Annotated in this window: 1 protein-coding gene; it reads right to left on the bottom strand. The window is 52.2% G+C overall.

Annotated features, from left to right (window positions below):
* Positions 1 to 151: 151 nt before the first annotated feature.
* A partial coding sequence (locus tag C5745_RS19835) for an IS1182 family transposase (RefSeq protein WP_394342082.1) occupies positions 152 to 1685 on the bottom strand: 1534 nt, incomplete at its 5' end.

Raw genomic sequence — 1685 nt, 5'->3', positions numbered from 1 at the left:
TGAGGCGGCTTTTTCATTTTTGGAGGTTTCCCAATATTTTTATCGAAGGTTTTCTGTTTTTCTGATTCTGTAATGGTTTTGGGAAGACCGGAAGGCATGTTCTGTTTTCAGGGTAAGCTGCCGGTGTCCGGATAATAAGGCAAAAGAGCGTTTAGGAAGCCCTTTTTCTTAGGTTGTGTGCCAATGCGAGCAATCCCATTTCGATACTGACTTTATCCAGCCCCCTGAGCATGAACCGTCTGAAGTTGTGATTATGCTTGATGTTGCCGAAGACCGGCTCGACATCATAGCATCGCTGCTTCCGTTTTTCGACACCCCGTTTGCTTTTGAGTTTTTTCTCGGCCAGTTGTTTCAGGCGGTTCAGGTTGTGGTTGACCTGTATGATCCGGTTCACCTTTTGCTGGTGGCATTGTGGCCTGATGGGACAGCCCTCACAGTTCCGTGCCTGGTAACTGGCGATGGTCTGCGGGAAACCGGTCGCTGTTTTGGCATGGTGGGTACGGATCCTGTCCATCGGCTCCCCACTGGGGCAATGGTAAAGGTCCCGCAGGGGATCGTAGGCCAGTTTGTCGACGGTGTAGGGCTTTTTGCCACGGATATTTTCATTCTGGTCGCGGTCGAAGTAATTGTGCTTGACATAGCCGGTGATACGTTTCCTCTGGAGCCACTCGTAGTTTTCCTCGCTGCCATACCCTGCATCGGCGGTGATGTTGGCCGGTTTGCCGAAGTCTTTCATATGCTGCTCAAGGTGCGGGATCAGTGTGGTGGTGTCGGTTGTGCTCTGGTGGATGCTGTATGATGCGATGTATTGGTTATTGGTGCTGATCTGTACATTGTAGGCTGGTTTGAGCTGTCCATTACGCATATGGTCTTCTTTCATCCGCATGAAAGTGGCCTCAGGATCGGTCTTGCTGCAACTTTTGCGCTTTTCCCCGATAATCTCCTCCTGTTTGGCATAACGGTCCAGTGCGGCCGGCCAATGTCTTTTGGCATAACCCAGCTTTTGCCTGACCTTTTTATCCACCTTATCCTTGTTGCTGCTAAGGGCTTTATTGATCTTTTCAATGGTGTCCCTGACCTTTCCGCTGTCAATGGGCCCCACCCCGGGCGGCTCGGGATCATCGAGCTCCGAGGCAGCCACGCCTTTGGCATACTCCCAGAGTTCGTTCAGTTGCGTTTTGATCTTCTCCTTATTATGTTTGATGGCATTGCCCCAGACAAAGGTGTATCGGTTCGCTGCCGCCTCGATCTTGGTGCCATCGGTGTAAAGTTCCCTTATGCTCAATAGCCCTTCCCCGCACAGCAGCAGCACGACCTGGGTGAAAATGGGCCTGAGGCAACCCTGCAGTCGCTTGCCCCGGAAACGGTTGATTGTATTATGGTCCGGGCGGTTCATCCCGGCAAGCCACATGTAATGGATATTCTGGGTAACGCACTCCTCGATCCTGCGGCTGCTGTACACATTGTTGATGTACGAATACACCAGCACCTTGAGCAGCATGCGCGGATGGTAACTCGATGTACCGCCCGGTCGGTACTGCCGGAGCAGTTCGGTGATGTCTATCCTGTCCAAAACCTCGTTTAAGATGCGTACGGGATGATCCGGAGCAATCAATTCCCCCAAATCGGGCGGGAGCAGCATGGTCTGGTGCTGCAGGTTACGCTTGAAAACCACCGTGGTCGTT

The sequence above is a fragment of the Sphingobacterium haloxyli genome (assembly GCF_002980525.1).
In the GTDB taxonomy this organism is placed as follows: Bacteria; Bacteroidota; Bacteroidia; order Sphingobacteriales; family Sphingobacteriaceae; genus Sphingobacterium; species Sphingobacterium haloxyli.
Note: the sequence above shows the minus strand (reverse complement) of the source record. Positions and strands in the feature narration are given on the sequence as shown.